At 66.8% G+C, this 15767-nt stretch carries 15 protein-coding genes; all 15 read right to left on the bottom strand.

Annotation, left to right across the window (positions count from 1 at the left end):
* Positions 1 to 48: 48 nt before the first annotated feature.
* A complete protein-coding gene (rseP, locus tag FHY19_RS10105) occupies positions 49 to 1395 on the bottom strand; it encodes an RIP metalloprotease RseP (protein ID WP_259165694.1) in 1347 nt (448 codons plus the stop codon).
* A gap of 26 nt (positions 1396 to 1421) precedes the next feature.
* On the bottom strand, positions 1422 to 2612 hold the full coding sequence (locus tag FHY19_RS10100; protein WP_259165680.1) for a 1-deoxy-D-xylulose-5-phosphate reductoisomerase: 1191 nt from the start codon (positions 2610 to 2612) through the stop codon (positions 1422 to 1424).
* 2 nt (positions 2613 to 2614) lie between these two features.
* Positions 2615 to 3442 (bottom strand): phosphatidate cytidylyltransferase, encoded by an 828-nt coding sequence (locus FHY19_RS10095; protein ID WP_259165666.1) that lies wholly within the window; start codon positions 3440 to 3442, stop codon positions 2615 to 2617.
* The gene (gene uppS / locus FHY19_RS10090) at positions 3439 to 4200 is read right to left on the bottom strand and encodes a polyprenyl diphosphate synthase (RefSeq protein WP_259165662.1); all 762 of its coding nucleotides are present in this window, start codon (positions 4198 to 4200) and stop codon (positions 3439 to 3441) included. The genes FHY19_RS10095 and uppS overlap by 4 nt, the downstream gene beginning before the upstream one ends.
* 17 nt (positions 4201 to 4217) lie before the next feature.
* A complete protein-coding gene (gene frr, locus FHY19_RS10085) occupies positions 4218 to 4775 on the bottom strand; it encodes a ribosome recycling factor (protein ID WP_046963036.1) in 558 nt (185 codons plus the stop codon).
* Between the two features lie 195 nt (positions 4776 to 4970).
* The gene (gene pyrH, locus FHY19_RS10080) at positions 4971 to 5693 is read right to left on the bottom strand and encodes a UMP kinase (protein ID WP_046963035.1); all 723 of its coding nucleotides are present in this window, start codon (positions 5691 to 5693) and stop codon (positions 4971 to 4973) included.
* Positions 5694 to 5799: 106 nt separating this feature from the next.
* Positions 5800 to 7323: a GGDEF domain-containing protein gene (locus FHY19_RS10075; RefSeq protein WP_259153494.1), complete on the bottom strand. Its 1524-nt coding sequence runs from the start codon at positions 7321 to 7323 to the stop codon at positions 5800 to 5802.
* A 281-nt stretch (positions 7324 to 7604) separates the two neighbouring features.
* Complete coding sequence (tsf, locus tag FHY19_RS10070; RefSeq protein WP_046963033.1) at positions 7605 to 8483, bottom strand: translation elongation factor Ts; 879 nt, start codon at positions 8481 to 8483, stop codon at positions 7605 to 7607.
* A gap of 170 nt (positions 8484 to 8653) precedes the next feature.
* Positions 8654 to 9466 (bottom strand): 30S ribosomal protein S2, encoded by an 813-nt coding sequence (gene rpsB, locus FHY19_RS10065; protein WP_046963032.1) that lies wholly within the window; start codon positions 9464 to 9466, stop codon positions 8654 to 8656.
* Positions 9467 to 9929: 463 nt separating this feature from the next.
* Positions 9930 to 10637: a fimbria/pilus periplasmic chaperone gene (locus FHY19_RS10060; RefSeq protein WP_259165653.1), complete on the bottom strand. Its 708-nt coding sequence runs from the start codon at positions 10635 to 10637 to the stop codon at positions 9930 to 9932.
* 2 nt (positions 10638 to 10639) lie between these two features.
* A complete protein-coding gene (locus FHY19_RS10055) occupies positions 10640 to 10972 on the bottom strand; it encodes a hypothetical protein (RefSeq protein ID WP_259153496.1) in 333 nt (110 codons plus the stop codon).
* Positions 10973 to 11020: 48 nt separating this feature from the next.
* A complete protein-coding gene (locus FHY19_RS10050; protein ID WP_259165644.1) occupies positions 11021 to 12055 on the bottom strand; it encodes a spore coat U domain-containing protein in 1035 nt (344 codons plus the stop codon).
* Positions 12052 to 14403 carry a fimbria/pilus outer membrane usher protein gene (locus FHY19_RS10045; RefSeq protein ID WP_259165642.1) on the bottom strand — a complete coding sequence of 784 codons (2352 nt, stop codon included), beginning with the start codon at positions 14401 to 14403 and terminating at the stop codon, positions 12052 to 12054. Before FHY19_RS10045 ends, FHY19_RS10050 begins: the two co-directional genes overlap by 4 nt.
* A 16-nt stretch (positions 14404 to 14419) precedes the next feature.
* Positions 14420 to 15190 (bottom strand): molecular chaperone, encoded by a 771-nt coding sequence (locus FHY19_RS10040; protein ID WP_259165635.1) that lies wholly within the window; start codon positions 15188 to 15190, stop codon positions 14420 to 14422.
* Between the two features lie 8 nt (positions 15191 to 15198).
* The gene (locus tag FHY19_RS10035; RefSeq protein WP_259165633.1) at positions 15199 to 15741 is read right to left on the bottom strand and encodes a spore coat U domain-containing protein; all 543 of its coding nucleotides are present in this window, start codon (positions 15739 to 15741) and stop codon (positions 15199 to 15201) included.
* Between the last annotated feature and the right edge of the window lie 26 nt (positions 15742 to 15767).

Here is a 15767-nt window from a genome sequence, read left to right as displayed (position 1 = left end):
GGGTGCCGGCGTATGACGACGACAACAGGCGGAAAGAGTGGAGCAGTTTCATCGTGGAACCAGGCCGAGGATGTCGTTGTAGAACGCCAGTCCCATCAACCCGGCCAGGACCGCCAGGCCGACATATTGCCCGGCAATCATGGCCCGTTCGCTGATCGGGCTGCCCTTGACCAACTCGATAAGGTAATACAGCAGATGCCCACCGTCCAAGATCGGGATCGGCATCAGGTTGATGATCGCCAGGCTGAGCGACAGCAACCCCAGGAAATACAGGAACCAGTCGAGCCCGCGTTCGGCCGAGGCATTGGCGGCGCGCGCAATCGTGACCGGGCCGGAAATGTTCTTGACCGAGGCCTGGCCGGTCAGCATGCGCTTCATCATGCCCAGCGAATCGGCGGTCATCTTGCCGGTTTCGCGGATGGCCGCGGGCACCGCCGCGAAGATGCCGTACTGCTGGCGGCTGTCGTATTGCGGCGCCGGTGCGGCGGCGGGGCGGACACCGATCATCCACTGGCCCTGCGGCGATTTGCGCGGTGCGATTTCCAGCGCCAGGCGGTCTTCGCCGCGTGCCACTTCGATCATGCCCGGCCCGCCGTGTGCGCCGAGAGCCTGCACTTGCGGAATGATGTCGTCGGCCGAGCGGATCGGCTGGCCATCGATGGCCACGATGCGATCGCCCGGCTTGAGCAGGCCGTCGGCCACCGAACCGGGCACCACCTCGGCGATCACCGGCGGCTGCAACATGAACTGCCAGCCGATGCCGGCCAGCGATGCCACGCGGCGCTCGTCGAAACCGACCGGCAGCTGCGAAAAACGCAAGGTGTGTTCGCTGTGGCCTCCACTTTCGGCGGCGGTGAGTACCCGGATGTCGCGCTTGTCCATGGCCGCGGTGGTGAGCTGCATGCTGGCATCGCTCCAGCTGCTCACGCTGCGTCCGTCGATGCGCACGATGCGCTCGCCCGGTGTCAGCCCGGCTTCGGCGGCCAGGCCATCGGCGCGGCCGACGGTGGCCGAGTAATCCTGCTTGCCGACCACGAACATCGCCCACAGCATCGCCATGCACAGCAACAGGTTGGCGATCGGGCCTGCCGCGACGATGGCGATACGTTGCCACACCGTCTTGCGATTGAACGCCTGGTCCTGTTCGGCCGGGTGCACGTCGCCTTCGCGCTCGTCGAGCATCTTGACGTAACCGCCCAGCGGGATCGCGGCCACCACGAACTCGGTGCCGTGGCGATCGCGCCGCATCCACAACGGCTTGCCGAAGCCCACCGAAAAACGCAGCACCTTGACGCCGCAGCGGCGCGCGACCCAGAAGTGTCCGAATTCGTGGAACGTCACCAACAGACCCAGGCTGACGATCATCCACCAGACCGAACCGATGAAATCACCCATGGATGCAACTCGGCTGCGTGGATCGATCAGGCATGAAGGGCGTGGTTGGCGAGGGCGCGTTCGGTGATTTGCCGGGCTTGCGCATCGGCAAAAAGCAGGGTGTCGAGGGAGTCGGCATTGTGCCGTGGGAGCGTTGTCAGCGTGTGTTCGACCAACGCAGGGATCGCTAGGAAACCTATTTGGCCCTGAAGAAACGCTGAAACAGCCACTTCGTTAGCCGCGTTCAGGATCGCCGGCGCGGTCCCGCCGGCGCGCAAGGCCTCCCAGGCCAGGCGCAGGCAGGGGAATGCGGCGGTATCGGGCGCCTCGAAATCCAGCCGGCCCTGCTGCAGCAGATCCAGGCCCGCCACGCCCGAGTCGACCCGTTCCGGCCAGGCCAGGCCCACCGCCAGGGTGGTGCGCATGTCCGGCAGGCCGAGCTGGGCCAGGGTGGAGCCGTCGACGAATTCCACCAGCGAATGCACCAGGCTTTGCGGATGCACCAGCACGTCGATCTGCTCGCCGGGCAGGCCGAACAGATGGTGCGCCTCGATGACTTCCAGGCCCTTGTTCATCAAGGTGGCCGAGTCCACCGAGATCTTCGGGCCCATCGACCACTTCGGGTGCGCAACCGCCTGCGCCGGCTTCACTGCCGACAGCGCGTTGCGATCCCAGCCACGGAACGGGCCGCCGGACGCGGTCAGGATCACCCGACGTACGCCGCGGCTCGCATCGCAGGAGCGCAGGCACTGGAAGATCGCGCTGTGTTCGCTGTCGATCGGAATGATCTGCGCGCCCGCCGCAGCGGCGGTGCGGGTCAGCAGCTCGCCGGCCAGGACCAAGGATTCCTTGTTGGCCAGCAGCAGGCGCTTGCCGGCGCGGGCGGCGGCAAGCGTGGAGGGCAAGCCAGCCGCTCCCACAATCGCGGCCACCACGGTATCGCAGGCATCGCTGCCGGCCAGCGCGTCCAGCGCCGCCGTCCCGGCATGCGCCTGGGTGGCCAGACCGGCCGCATGCAGCCCGTCACGCAAAGCCGGGTACAGGGTCGGGTCGGCAATCACTGCGTGCGCGGGGCGATGTGTGGCGCACAGCGCCAGCAGCGCATCCACCTGGCTGCCCGCAGACAGCACGCTGGCGCGCAGCCGTTGCGGATGGCGGGCGATCACGTCCAATGCCGACGTGCCGATCGAGCCGGTCGCGCCGAATACGGCGACCTGGCGGGGAGAAGAGCCAGCCATGCTTAGAATCCGAGAATTTCCTTGCCGAGTGCGAACACCGGCAGGGCGGCGAGTACGCCATCGATGCGATCCAGCACGCCGCCGTGTCCGGGAATGACCGTGCCCGAGTCCTTGGCGCCGGCATGGCGCTTGAGCAGGCTCTCGAACAGGTCGCCCAGCACCGACGCCAGCACCGCCACCGCCGCGACCAGGACCAGCTGCGGCACATGCGCCAGGGTCAGTCCGGCCAGCCAGCCGAAGGCGCAGGCCACCGCGATCCCGGCGACCATCCCGCCGAGCAGGCCTTCGATGGTCTTGTTCGGGCTGATGCGCGGCGCCAGCTTGTGCTTGCCGAACGCGCGCCCGGCGAAATACGCCCCCGAGTCGGCCGCCCAGACCATGGTCAGCGCGGTCAGCAGCCACAGGTTGCCCTTGTCCGGGTTGGCGTGCAGCAGCACCAGCGCGGCCCAGGCCGGAAGCACTGCCAGCGTACCGGCAGCGAGCTTGAGCGCGCGCGCCTGGCCGTTGCCATGATCGGCGCCAAAGGTGAAAAAGCGCAGCCACAGCAGCGCCAGCAGCCACCAGACCACGCCCACCAGGGCGGCGATCTGGAACAGCACCATGGAGCCGGCCGACGCCCACACCATCAGCACCATCAGCAGCAGATTGAGCATCAGCAGCACGGTGCGGGGCAGGCTGTCGTCGATGCCGGAGAGCTTGAGCCACTCCCACAGACCGGTCAGGAACAGGATCGCCGCCAGCGCCGCCAGCCATTGCGTGGGCAGCAGCACGATCGCGCAGATGGCGAGCGGCGCCATGATCAGCGCGGCAATCACGCGGGTCTTGGTCATGCGGAGGAGCTCTCCGTCGCCTTGTCGGCGATCTGGGCACTGGTCAGGCCGAAGCGGCGTTCGCGCCCGGCATAGTCGTCCAGCGCCTGCTGCAGCACGCCGGCATCGAACTCCGGCCACAGGGTTTCGGTGAACCACAGTTCGGTATAAGCCAGCTGCCACAACAGGAAATTGCTGATACGGGTATCGCCACCGGTACGGATGAACAGGTCCGGCGCCGGCAGGTCCGACAGGGCGACCCGGCTGGACAGCAGTGCCTCGTCGATCTGGTGCGGTTGCAGGCGTCCGGCCGCCACCTCTTCTGCCAGCGCACGCGCGGCCAGCGCGATGTCCTGGCGGCCGCCGTAACTGGCCGCGATGCTGAGCACCAGGCGTGCGTTGCCGGCGGTAACGCGCTCGGCAGCGGCCATGCGTTCGCGCAGCGGTGCGGCGAAGCGGCTGCGCTCGCCGATGAAGCGCACTTGCACGCCTCGCCGCTGCAGTTCGTCGACCTCGCGGTCCAGCGCATGCAGGAACAGTTTCATCAGCGCATCGACTTCCTCCTGCGGGCGGCCCCAGTTTTCACTGGAGAACGCGAACAGGGTGAGTGCCGAGACGCCTTTTTCCAGGCAGAAATCGATGGTGCGATTGACCGCACGCGCACCGGCGCGATGGCCGATCATGCGCGGACGTCGCCGACGCTGCGCCCAACGCCCGTTGCCATCCATGATGATGGCAATGTGGCGCGGTATCGCGTCGGTAGAAGGGGCTGGATGCATGGCAGGAGATGCCACGATCAGACCGTCATCAATTCCTGTTCCTTGCCCTTGACGACCTCATCCACATCCTTGATGGCCTTGTCGGTCAATTTCTGGATGTCGTCTTCGGCGCTGCGGGCTTCGTCTTCGGTGACCTTCTTGTCCTTCAGCAGATCCTTGACCTGCTGATTGGCATCGCGGCGGATATTGCGGATGGCCACCTTGCTGTCTTCGCCTTCGCCATGCACGGACTTGCTGAGCTCCTTGCGGCGCTCCTCGGTCAGCGGCGGCAGGTTCAGACGGATCACCGTGCCCACCACGGTCGGGGTCAGGCCCAGATCCGAGGCATACAGGGCTTTTTCCACATCCTTGATCATGCCCTTGTCGAACAGGCTGATCACCAGCGAGCGGCCTTCGGAGACGCTGATGCTGGCAACCTGGTTGAGGGGGGTGTCGGTGCCGTAGGCCTTGACCTTGATGCCGTCCAGCAGCGCCGGCGAAGCGCGGCCGGTACGCACGGTGGTCAGTGAATGGCGCAGAGCATCGATGCTCTTGGTCATGCGCGTGAGCGCGTCTTGTTTGATCTGGTTGAGCATCGCCGGAATCCGTGTGGAGCTGAATCCGGGGATTATAGCCGGGACTGGGGTTTCACGACTCGCCGGCCTGCATGGGCCGGCGCAGCCGGTTCACTTGCCGGCACTTCACGCCCGGCGTCGCCATCGTGAGCTATCAGCGCAGCCCGGGCGCCGCGCCTTTGCGACTCCCCAATCCCGATTCCCGAATCCCTAAACTCAGCTCCGGCCCTGCACCAGGGTGCCGATCTGCTCGCCACGCAGGATGCGCAGCAGCACACCGGGCTCGCTCATGCCGAAGATGCGCAGCGGCAGGTCGCTGTCGCGCGCCAGTGCAAAAGCGGCGGTGTCCATCACTTCCAGGCCCTGCATGATGACTTCGTCGTAGGTCAGGCTGTCGTAGCGCACCGCGTCGGTGTGCTTCTTCGGGTCCTTGTCGTACACGCCGTCGACCTTGGTTGCCTTGAGCAGCAGATCGGCACCGATTTCGATCGCGCGCAGCGCCGCGCCCGAGTCGGTGGTGAAGAACGGGTTGCCGGTACCGGCGGCGAAGATCGCGATGCGGCCCTTTTCCAGGTGGCGCATGGCGCGGCGACGGATGAAATCCTCGCAGACGTCGTTGATCTTGATCGCGCTCATCACGCGCACCTTGGCGCCGAGCTTTTCCAGGGCGTCCTGCATCGCCAGCGCATTGATCACGGTGGCCAGCATGCCCATATGGTCGCCGGTGACGCGGTCCATGCCGCTGGCAGCCAGGCCGGCGCCGCGGAAGATGTTGCCGCCGCCGATCACCAGCGCGACCTGCGCGCCGGCCTGCTGGGCTTCGATCACTTCATGGGCAAGGCGGTTGATGACCTTGGGGTCGATGCCGTAATCCCCGTCCCCCATCAGCGCCTCCCCGGAAAGTTTGAGAAGAATGCGGCGATAGGAAAGTTCGGACATGGGGGAGACCTCGGGGGTGGGGGACGGCAAACGCCGGCAATTCTAGCGGAAGCCTGCCACCGGGCGTGGTAAAAATTCCTTTGTCGGCATCCAAGTGACGGCGTGCTCAGTGTGCCCGCAGGTTCGGCGGCGTCGAGACATCGGTCGCATCGTAGGCGGTGACGCGGTTGCGGCCGCGATGCTTGGAGCGGTACAGCGTGCTGTCGGCCGCCTGCAACAGATGCTCGATGCTTTCGAACTGGCGCTCGATGCCGCCATGCGTGGCCAGGCCGGCGGAGAAGGTGATGTGCAGCGGGCCGCCCTGCAACTGCGCCATCGGCGTGCGTGCGGTCTCGGCAAGGATGCGCTCGATCACCATCAATGCCGCATCGGCAGGGGTGTTGGGCAGGATCACCAGGAATTCTTCGCCGCCATAGCGCGCCACCAGGTCGCTGGTGCGCACCATGCGTTGCAGCGTCTGCGCGAAGTTGCGCAACACCTCGTCGCCGACCAGATGGCCGTGCGCGTCGTTGACGCGCTTGAAGTCGTCCAGATCGATGAAGGCGATCGACAGCGGCCAGCTCTGTCGCGACGCCAGTTCGAATTCATGCGCCAAGGCGGTGCCGAGCTGATGCCGGTTGAACACGCCGGTCAGCGCATCGCGGCTGGCCTGCTCGGCCAGATGACGCATGCGGTTTTCCGATTCGTCGGCGTGTCGGCGCGCTTCGGCCACATCCTGCAGTTCGCGCAGGCTGCGCAGCATCGCCAGCTCGCGCGCCTGTTCGAAGATCAGCTGGATGTGCTCGGGTTGCGGCACGCGGATATCGAACAGCGCTTCCAGCTCGGGCAACGATTCGGCGATGCGTTCGATCACTTTTTCGAAGCGTTCGGCATCCAGTTCCAGCACGTCCTGCGCCTGGCGCTGCGCATGCTCGGTCGCGGTGACGGCGCTGGCGGAGAGCCAGATGTCGGCCAGGTGCCCGGACAGCGCCACACAGGCCATGAAGGGCTCCAGCCCTGCCGGCTCTTCTTCGCTCTGCGCGATCGCATTCTGCAGGTAGTGCGGCAACTGCCACTGGTGCGCAAGCCAGGCGCCGATCTCGGCGTGGGTGGCGCCCAGGTGCTGGCGCTCGGCCTCCAGCAGCGACGCGTTGTCGGGCGCCTGTTCCAGCAATGGGGCGTACAGCGCGGGTGCGCCTTGCAGCAGCGCCAGCTTGCCGATGTCCTGCAGCAGGCCGGCCAGCATCAATTCTTCGGGTTTGCGGATGCCATAGGCCTGGCCCAGGATGCGGCTTGCCAGGGCGCAGAGGCCGGCGCGACGCCAGATGCGCTCATGCAACGGATGCGCGGCGAAGGTGCTGCGCACGCCGTGCACCATCGAAAATCCCAGCGCCAGGCTGAGGGTCGCATTGAGGCCGAGCATGGTCAGCGCCTGGCCCAGGTTGTCGACGCGGCGGCGACTGGCGTACAGCGGCGAGTTGGCCACGCGCAGCATGCGTGCGCTCAGGGCCATGTCCATGCCGATGACCTTCGCAGTGGTGGTCATGTCCACATCCGGGTCCTGCGCCAGCTCGATGATGCGCAGCGCGACGCCCGGGGGCGAGGGCAGGTTACGGCAGTAGTGCAGGGCGGCCTGGAGATCTGGTTGCATGAGTCATCGCCAACAGTGAACGCAAGCATACAGCTGCGTTCGGTGAGTTTGAGCACGCCACGGCTCGCGGTCGCCGCGCTGGAATGCATGCGCGGTGGGTTCTGAGAGTGTGGTTGGCATCCAGGTTTAGCGGCAACCCCGACGACATCTATAGCGTCGAGGCCGGCTGAAGCCGCGACGGATGCGTGCGCTTCAGTTTGCTGCGCTGGGATGCGGCGCGCATTGGAAGGCAAAAAAAAAGCCGCGGCATGGCCGCGGCTTTCTTCACGCTGTGGCGAAGATCAGGCCAGGCCGGCCTGCTTCATCACTTCGGCGGCGTAGTCTTCCACCACCTTCTCGATGCCTTCGCCAACGGCCAGGCGCTGGAAGCCGATCACCTCGGCGCCAGCGGCCTTGACGGCCTGCTCGACGGTCTGATCGGTGTTCAGCACGTACGGCTGGCCGTACAGCGTCACTTCGTTGACGATCTTGCTGATCTTGCCGCTGATGATCTTTTCCAGGATTTCGGCCGGCTTGGACTTGTCCTTCTCGGACATCTTGGCCAGTTCGATTTCCTTTTCCTTGGCGACAAACTCGGCCGGAACGTCGGATGCCTTGACGTGCGGCGGGTTCATGGCGGCGATGTGCATCGCAATGCCGCGCGCCAGTTCGATGTCGCCGCCCTTCAGCTCGACCAGCACGCCGATGCGGCCGCCGTGCACATAGGCTGCGACGTTGTTGGCGCTGTCGACACGGACCAGGCGACGCACCTGCAGGTTCTCGCCGACCTTGGCGATGACCGCAGCGCGACGCTCTTCGATGGTTTCGCCGCTGTCCAGCTTGACGCTCTTCAGCGCATCGGCATCGGCCACGTCGGAGCTCAGTGCGGCATTGGCCACGACTTCGGTGAAGGCCAGGAAGTTCTCATCCTTGGCGACGAAGTCGGTCTCGGAATTGACTTCGACCAGCACGGCCTTGCCGCCGGCCTGTGCGGTGGCGATGCGGCCTTCGGCGGCAACGCGGTCAGCCTTCTTGTCGGCCTTGGCCAGGCCCGACTTGCGCAGCCACTCGGCCGCAGCGTCGATGTCGCCAGCGTTTTCGACGAGTGCCTTCTTGCACTCCATCATGCCGGCGCCGGTGCGCTCGCGCAGTTCCTTGACCAGGGAAGCAGTGATTTCCATGGAATTACCTCGTATGGACGAATGCGTACGGCGGAAGTGTTCCGCCAGAGAGGAGACGGTGCAGCGTGCGCGCCGTCCCCGTAAGAATTTTGGGTGGCCTCAGCGACGGGGCGCGATGGACCCGCCGGGGCTGCGGCCGCCCAGCATGGAGCGACCGCATGGCATGCCGATTACTCGGCAGCCGGTGCCGCAGGTGCGTCGGCCTTCTTGTCGGCCTTCTTGGCCGGAGCGCGACGGCCCTTGCCTTCGTCGCCGGCTTCGGCCGAGAACTCTTCTTCGCGAACCGACGCCGAGTTCGGCGCAGCAGCCTTGCCTTCCAGCACGGCATCGGCGGCGGCACGTGCGTACAGCTGCACGGCGCGGATGGCGTCGTCGTTACCCGGGATGGCGTAGTCGACCAGGGCCGGATCGTAGTTGGTATCGACCACTGCGATCACCGGGATGCCGAGCTTCTTGGCTTCCTTGATGGCGATGTCTTCATGGCCGATGTCGATCACGAAGATCGCGTCGGGCAGGCGGTTCATTTCCTTGATGCCGCCCAGCGAGGCGTCCAGCTTCTCGCGCTCGCGACGCAGGCCCAGCACTTCGTGCTTGACCAGCTTTTCGAAGGTGCCGTCGGTTTCAGCGGCTTCCAGTTCCTTCAGGCGGGCAACCGACTGCTTGACGGTGCGGAAGTTGGTCAGCGTGCCGCCCAGCCAGCGCTGGGTCATGAACGGCATGTTGCAACGCTCGGCTTCTTCCTTGATCGACTCGCGCGCGCTGCGCTTGGTGCCCAGGAACAGCACGGTGCCGCGCTTCTGCGCGATCGAGGACAGGAAGTTCATCGCGTCGTTGAAGAGCGGAACGGTCTTCTCGAGGTTGATGATGTGGATCTTGCCGCGCGCGCCGAAGATGTACGGCGCCATCTTGGGGTTCCAGTAGCGGGTCTGGTGGCCGAAATGGACGCCGGCTTCCAGCATCTGACGCATGGTGACTTGGGGCATTGAAGTAACTCCGTAAGAGCGGAATCGCCGTGCGCGGCCTGGACTTTGAAGGGTCCGCACATGGATGCGCGGGCTGTTGCGAGGCACTCGCATCAAAACGCACATGATTCCGGGGTTGGGCTTCCCTGTCGCCTCCGTGACGAACCCCTTGTGGGGGCACCCCGGCACGGATGGCGGCGGCAGGTGTGAATTCGTCGATGACGTCCGACGTGGACGGCGCGATGCGTGGAAGACGCAAAACAGCCGGCGGAGTATAGCCGGCTGGGCGGGGCGGTGCAATTGATCGGGAATCGGGAATCGGGAATCGGGAATCGGGAATCGGGAATCGGGAATCGGGAATCGGGAATCGGGAATCGGGAATCGGGAATCGGGAATCGGGAAAGCCTAGTGCCTTGAGCATCCGCGAGCGAAACCAGCAGCTACCGCGATGCGCCGTACCAATTCCCCATTCCCGATTCCCCATTCATGGCTCGAGTGCCAGCGTAGTCTCGATGTCGCTGTTGATGCGCGCCACGAAGCGGCCATTGCCGACCGGCAGGTCGGCGGGCAGCGGCCAGTGGCGGGTCTGGCCCGGCAGCACGTAACCGGCGAGGTCGTCGCGGATGCGGCGGCGGGTGCCACCGGCATCGATGTAGGCCAGGTCGGCCAGCCTGGCATGGCCTGGCCCGGCGTTGCGGATTTGCAGTGCGCGGCCGCTGCCGTGGCCGGAGAGACTGGCCTGCAGTGCCGGGTGCGGGTCGCCCGGTTGGCTGGGCAGGGCGAATACCGGCGTGGAGTACCGCAACAGTTCGCTATCGCTGCCGGTGGCATGCTGGGTGACCACCAGTCGGTAGCTGTCCTCGGTCTGCACCGGGCCGGGGCCGAGGCGGATCACCCGCAGCAGCTGCCGGCCTTGTGGAGGAATTTCGAAATGCGCCGGGCTGACGGTGGCGGCGGCGGTCGGTTCGAGCAGCTCGCGGTCGCCGTCCTGGCGCCAGCGGTAGAGCTTGGCGTCGGCGCGCCACGGCAGGGCCGCCTGGTTGTACAGCCAGACGGTGGCCTGGTCGTTGTCGGCGGGAATGCGCGCGGTCGTCGGGGCGATCGCGATCTCGGCGCCAGCGGCGCTGCCTGCGATGGACAGGCCGGCCAACGCCAGCGTCAGCAGGCAGCGACAGGGGCAGGGCGCGGCCATGCTCAGAACGCGATCGTGGTCATGCGCGCGCTGCCGGCAGGCGCAGGCCCGGCAAGTGCGCTGGCATCCTGCCCGGTGCTGGTGACGGTCGGGGCTTCGGCGGTGCTGGCTGGCGGGGCGATCGCCATCGGCGTGCCTTTGGAGCAGCTGGCGCGCGGCGGCGCAGTGCGCAGCTCGCAACCGCTCAGCAGCCGCAGTCCGATGTGCAGGGTGAAGTTCTCCGGGCCGCGGGCGGTGGCCGGGCTGGCCGCGGTCGAGGTCGCGGTGCAGACGAGGGCGGCCAGCGTCAGGCGCTTGAGCGAGGTGACCAGCGTCATGAAGGCAATCGTTTGCATTGGAGACGTAACAAATAGCGACGTCCCCGATGCGAACTTTATTAACTGTCAGTAAGTGATGGAGACGGTCACCGTGTCGTTGTAGGCGCCTGCAATGGGCTGCTGCGGTGCCGGCGCGCGGCCATGGACGGTCACCGTCTGCGCCAGTCCGTTGCCGGTGCCGCTGAGCGTGTCGACGCCAATGCTGGTGCCCCAGCGGTTGCCGCGGCCGGCATCCCGGTACAGCTCATAGGTAATGTAGTTGGCACTGCTGGCATGGCGCATGCGCCGGGTGCTGCCGCTGGCATTGATGCCGTCGCCCAGCCCGATGTTCCAGGCGGTGCGGTTGGTGCACGACAGGCTGATGGTGGAGGTACGGTCGATGGCGGTATCGATGGTGCCGGCGATGCTGCCGAAATCCAGGTCGGTGGTGACATAGGTATTGCAGCGGGCCGGCACGTTGGCCGAGGCGGTGAACGGAAACGCGTTGCTGGCGGTCTTGGCGCCGCTGCCGCCGGCCGTGCAGCTGCTCGGTGCCGGCGGGATGCCGATGATGCTTTCGTTGTAGGAGTAGCGCAGTACGGTGTCGGCCCCGCCGAAACTGCTGGTGTGGTTGCCCACCGACAGGATCTGGTTGGCCGGAATCCGCCCGTAGACGGTGATGGTGGTCGTCTGCGAGCCGCCGGTGATCACCGGGACGCCGTAGGACAGCGTCAGCAGGCGCGGCGAAGGCGTCGTGGATCCGGTGGCGCCCCAGACCTGGGTGCGCGTGGCCTCGCTGTAGATCTGGAAGTCCAGGCTGTCGCTGGTGGGGTTGAGCATGCGGCGCGGTGCATACAGCCCGTTGCTGGCGCTGCCCGGCCCGAGGTCCAGGCACAGACTCACCTGCGCATAGCCCAGCACGCTGAGCGCGGCGGTCGCGCAGGAGACGTTGAGCGTTGCCACCGCGTCGGTGGTGCCGTTGGCCGCCACATTGCCGAATGCCAGCGGCGTGCCCAGGGTGACGCTGCAGGTGGTGTCCGCGCGCGCGTCCTGGCCGGGGACAAGCCATAACGTGGCGATCGCCAGCGCAAGCAGCAGGCGCCAGAGCGCGAGCGGACTCATGGGGTTTTCCGCTCGGGGACGCAGGGCAGCGGGCCGACCCGCGGGATGCCGCCGGGGTTGGCCGGGTAGGTGAACCGCGCGCTGCAGCGGCCAGCGGGCAGCTCGACCAGGATGCGGTTGTCGATCTGCAGGTTGTCCAGATAGGTTTCGCCGTCGTAGCCGACCACCACGCGTTCGGCATCGCCTTCGCGCTGCACCACGCTGCCGACCGGCAACGGTACGCCCTGGGCGTCGTGCAGCACGATCATGGCCGCGCGTACCCGGGTGATGCCGAAGCGCACCGCCACCCCGGACTGCTGGCGCGGGGTCACCGCGGTATCGACGCGGTCCACGCGCAGGTCCGCCGGCAGGTTCAGGGTGTCGATGGACAACTGGTTGCGCTGCCATGACTGCAGCGGGGTGACCAGCAGCATCCCGCGCGCGTCGGTGACGCCGATCAGGCGATTCTCCAGCCGCACCGGAATGCCGGGCTGGCCGTCGGTGGACACTACCGCGAAGGCATCCTGGATGTCGCGTGCGGCAAAGCCGCTGCCGTTCATCCACACCAGGCTGCCGCTGGCGCTGGCATAGCCGAAGTTGTCGCCATCCTGGTTGGCGACGCCGAGGTTGTAGCGGCCGATGCGGTTCAACCACCCCAGTTCGGCCAGGCCGCCGTTGGCGTCGTCGCCGGCACGCCCCTGCAGCCGCCAGCCGACCCCGCCCAGGTCGCCGTCGCCGGGCAGCGGCTGGCTGAGGTCGGCCACGAACCCGGTGCGGTTGCCGTTGCGCTGCATCGATGCGCTGGCCTGGCGCAACTCGCCGAATGTGGTCGACAGCGACAGGTACAGGCTGCGGTCGCTGCGCACATCCAGGTTCTGGTTGCCGGACAGGTTGGCCGCCCAGTTGCGCCCGAAATTGCGCGACCAGAACAGGCTCGCGTAACGCGAGGTGTCGCCTTGCGGGTAGCTCAGTCGCACATAGCTGGTGCCGAGCGAGCCGATCGGATTGACGTTGACGCCGAACGCCACGCGGTCGCTGATGCGCGCTGGCAACGCGCCCTGCAGTGCGCCCAGGTCGCGATAGTCGCCGTGGGTGCGCTGGGTGCCGGCGGTGAGGTTGAAGCGACGGTTGTTCCAGGCATAGCCCAGCACGTACTGGCCACCGCGCAGCGCATCCATCCGGCTATGCGCGTAGGCGACGTTGGCCACGCCGCCCACGCCGAGCAGCCACACACCGCCCGCACCGGCATTGACCACGCCGCCGCCGGCCTCGGCATGCGCTTCGATGGTGAAGTCTTCGCGCAGGCCTTTGCGCAGCGTGGCGCTGGCGACCGTGCGCGACGCGTAGGAAAACGAGCGCACGCCGTAGTCCTGGCGCAGATGGCCGATGCCGGCAGACCACTCGGAAATGCCGCGCGCCAGCAGTTGCGGCGTGCCATAGAACGCGAAGTCCAGCCGGCGCACCTGGCCGAACGCGTCGGTCACCACGATCTGCGCCTGTCCGGTGCCGCTGATGCCTGGTTGCGCGGCCAGCTGGAACGGGCCGGCCGGCACCTGGCCGCTGTACTGGCGCAGGCCATCGACGTAGAGCTCCACGGTCGAGGGCACCACCGCCTCGCCCAGGAAGCTGGGCGTGGGGGTCAGCACGCGATACGGCTGCAAGGCGTAGTTGCGGCCGATCTGCACACCGCCCAGGCGGATCGAGCGGCTCCAGTCGACAAAGCCGCTGTAGAAATCGCCGACCGTCAGGCTGGTGGCGCTGTCGGGGAAGTCCATCTGCCAGGCGCTGTCCAGGCGCACCGCCTCGCTGCGCCAGCGCTGGTCCTGCGGACGGTCGTAGGCAAGGAAAACCGCGGTGGTGTCGACCATGCCGCGGCCGATGCCGAAACCGCGCAACTCGGTCGCCAGCGACACGCTGCTGGCCCCGGCATTGCGCGTGGCATAGAAGTCGTAGTTGAGCAGCATGCCCGGCGAGGCGGTGGCGCTGGGCGGCGCGACCTGTTCGGCCTTGAGCACCGTCGTGGAAAGCGACAGCTGCGCCAGCGGCACCTGCAGCGCCAGCCGCTGCAGCGCGGCGTCGTAGCGCACTTCCACGTCGGGCAGGCGATCCAGGTCGACCAGCTCGCTGGCGGCGCGGTCGGCCAGGATGAAGCCCAGTTTGCGCAGCGTCTCGACCGAGCCGCGCAGGTGGCCGTCCACCAGTTCGAACGGTGCCAGGCCGCGGTCGGCCTGATTGAGGGTGACATCCAGGTACAGCGTCTGCGGCAGGGCCGCCACGTTTTGCGGGGCCTGGTCGGGAAGTGGCGCCACGTCGGCCAGATCGGCGGGCGCGGCATGGGCCAGGCAGGTGGCGGTCGCAAGCAGCGTCATCGCCAGCCGGCCCGCATCACGGCGCTGCTGGCGCGGCCAGCAAGGTGCGTTCGTCCGCCTCACCATTGATCCTTGCGATGATGGTGCCGCGGCCGAACTGGGCCAGCGGCGCGCCCAGCGACCAGCGCATGGTCTGGCCGGGCAGGACATAGCCCACCAGCCCGTTCAATGCGGTCTTGGTCGTGCCATCGACCCGATGCTGCAGGTCGGCGACCTGGGCGTGGCCGTCGCCGGTGTTGCTGATCTGGATCTGCGCATTGCCATCGCTGCCGGCAATCACCTGGGTGCTCAAGGTCGGCATGGAGTCGGTCTTGCCCGGTGGCAACAGGAAGATCGGTACCGAATAGCGCAGCACGAACTGCATGCCCTTGCGATCCGCATCGGCGTTGGGCAATTCGTCGACGATGATCCGGTAGCAGGCCTCCTCGCTGGTGGGCGCAGGCCCGGCGCGAATCACCCGGATCAGCTGGCGCTCGCCGGCGGCCAGCGTGCGCATCGGCGGGCTGATCAGCAGTTCCTGGGTCGGGTCGAGCTGATCCTTGCCGTCGCGCTGGGTCCAGCGATACGCGCGGGTCTGCACCTGTACCGGCGCGCTGCCGCTGTTGCTCAGCCATAGCCCGTCGGCCGACTGCTGGGCGCTCAGCGTCAGCGAGGTCGGTGCCAGCTGCAGGCTGGCCGCATGCGCCGGCTGCAGCGGCAAGCCGCTGCCAAGCGCCAGCGTCAGGGCCAGTCCGGCGCTGATCAGCCAGGCCGGCGTCCGGTACTGCAGGGGGTGGTGCAATGGCATGCGCGCGCTCAATAGACGATCGTGGCGGTGATGGTGTCTTGGTAGGTACCGGTCGCGGGATTGTTGGCCGACGGGTTGGTCACGCGGCCGTAGACCGGGTAGACCTGGTTGATGCCGGTGGCGGTGCGGCTCAGCGTATTGGTGCCGGTGGTGCTGCCCCACACCGTGCTGCGGCCCAGATCCTGGTACAGCTGGTAGGCGATGAAGTTGTTGGTGGTGACCAGCGCATCGGTGTTCTTCATGCGGCGGGTGGTGACGTCGTTGGCGGTGCCGGCATTGCTGCCCGCGCTCAATGCGATGTTGTACGGAGTCAGCGCGGTGCACTGTGCGGTCACGCTGCCGTTGGCGTCGGCATTGGCGGTCGAGGTGGACAGCACCGAGCCGAAGTCGACGTCCGTCGCGGAGGCTGCCGTGATCGTGCAGGCCTTGGTGACGGCGATCTTGACATTGAATGTGGTGGTATCTGCTGCACTGGCAACGCCAATGGTCGAGAGCAGGCCGAGGGACAGCAGGACAGTACGCATGGACATTTCCTTGACCGGTCTGGTCATTGATGACGCGACAACTCGTCGCCCTG

The sequence above is a fragment of the Xanthomonas sp. 4461 genome, assembly GCF_024806475.1.
Classification (GTDB): domain Bacteria; phylum Pseudomonadota; class Gammaproteobacteria; order Xanthomonadales; family Xanthomonadaceae; genus Xanthomonas; species Xanthomonas arboricola_F.
The sequence above is the reverse complement of the archived record's forward strand: the minus strand, read 5'-3'. Positions and strand labels throughout refer to the sequence as shown.